The 1583-nt window shown below is 69.2% G+C and carries 2 protein-coding genes; both read right to left on the reverse strand.

Annotation, left to right across the window (positions count from 1 at the left end; translation table 11 throughout):
* The coding region (locus Q0L15_RS22880; RefSeq protein WP_296607162.1) for an aldehyde dehydrogenase family protein at positions 1-795 on the reverse strand (795 nt) is incomplete at its 3' end.
* Positions 796-800: 5 nt separating this feature from the next.
* The coding region (locus Q0L15_RS22885; RefSeq protein ID WP_296607163.1) for a GMC oxidoreductase at positions 801-1583 on the reverse strand (783 nt) is incomplete at its 5' end.

Here is a 1583-nt window from a genome sequence, read left to right on the forward strand (position 1 = left end):
CACGATCATCGGGTTCTTGCCGCCGAGCTCGAGGCAGCAGCCGATCAGGTTGCGCCCGGCCCGCTCGCCGATGACGCGCCCGGTCGCCGTCGAGCCCGTGAACATGACGTAGTTGGCGTTGTCGATCAGCGTCGGGCCGACGTCGGGTCCTTCGCCGCAGACGACTTGGAACAGCCCCTTCGGCAGGCCTGCCTCCTCGAGCATCGAGATGCCGAAGAGCGGCGACAGCGCGGTCTTGTTGTCGGGCTTGAGCACGATCGCGTTGCCGGCCATCAGCGCCGAGATCGAGTCGGAGATGCCGGTCGCGAACGGGAAGTTCCAGGGCGCGATGATGCCGATGACGCCCTTGGGCTGGCGGATCTCGGTCGAGCTCGAGAGGAACGGCACCGGTCCCCCGCGCTTGACGGGCTTGAGCAGGTGCGGAGCGCGCTTGAGGTAGTGGCTCATCACCATCACCGGGTCGCAGGTCTCCTCGATCGCCATCCGGCGGTTCTTGCCGCTCTCGACCTGGATCAGGTCGGTGGTGAGGTGGGCGTTGTCGAGGAACAGCGCGTGGGCGCGCTTGAAGACCTCGAGCCGGTCCTTGAGCGGTCGGGCCGCCCAGGCGCGCTGGGCCTCACGGGCCGTCGCGAACGCCGCCTCGATGTCGGCCGGTGTCGACTGCGGCAGCTCGACGAGCAGGTCGCCGGTGTAGACCTCGGTGAGCTTCCAGGAGCCGCCGCTGGTCGACGGCACCCGGGCCACGAGCTTCTCGAGGAACGCGTCGGTGATCGACGCCGGTCGCTGCAGGGCCATGGTGGTCACGCCTTCCCGAGCACGAAGTCGGCTCCGCGCTCGCCGATCATGATCGCGGGTGCGTTGGTGTTGCCGCCGGTGATCGACGGCATGATCGAGGCGTCACAGACCCGGAGGCCCTCGACGCCACGGACCTTGAGGTCCGGGGTCACGACCGACAGCTCGTCGGTGCCCATCCGGCAGGTGCCGACGCCGTGGTAGACCGAGGTGGCGCGGTTGAGGATCGCGTCGCGCAGCGCCTGGCCCTTGAGCTGGGTCCCGGGGTGGATCTCCTCCTTGACCGACCCGCCGAACGCGGCGCCGCCCATGATCTCGCGCACCATCTCCGAGCCCTCCGCGAGCACCTCCAGGTCGCCGGGGTCGGCGAGGTACTGGAAGTCGATGAGCGGCGCGGCGGTCGGGTCGCTGGACGCGAGCCGGAGCGTGCCGCGGCTGCGCGGGTAGATCAGCGTGGAGAGCAGCGTGATCGACGTACGCGGGTCGACGTCGTGGCGGATCGGCGCGTCCTGGTTGGGCGAGACGTAGGACCACGGCAGCAGGTGGAGCTGGAGGTCCGGCACGTCGGTGGCCTGCGACGTGCGCAGGAAGGCGACGGCCTCGAACACCGAGTTGGCCAGGAACGTCTTGCCCGGGCGCACGGCCTCCTTGAGCACGCCCTTGCCGAAGAAGAAGGCGTTGCCGCGCATCTTCGTCGAGGTCGTGTGGAAGGTCATCGCGTGGAACATGTGGTCGTGCAGGTTGTCGCCGACCGGCAGGTCCGCGACGACGTCGATGCCGTGGTCGCGCAG

Origin of the sequence: Nocardioides sp. (assembly GCF_024509035.1) — a bacterium.
Taxonomy (GTDB): Bacteria; Actinomycetota; Actinomycetes; order Propionibacteriales; family Nocardioidaceae; genus Nocardioides.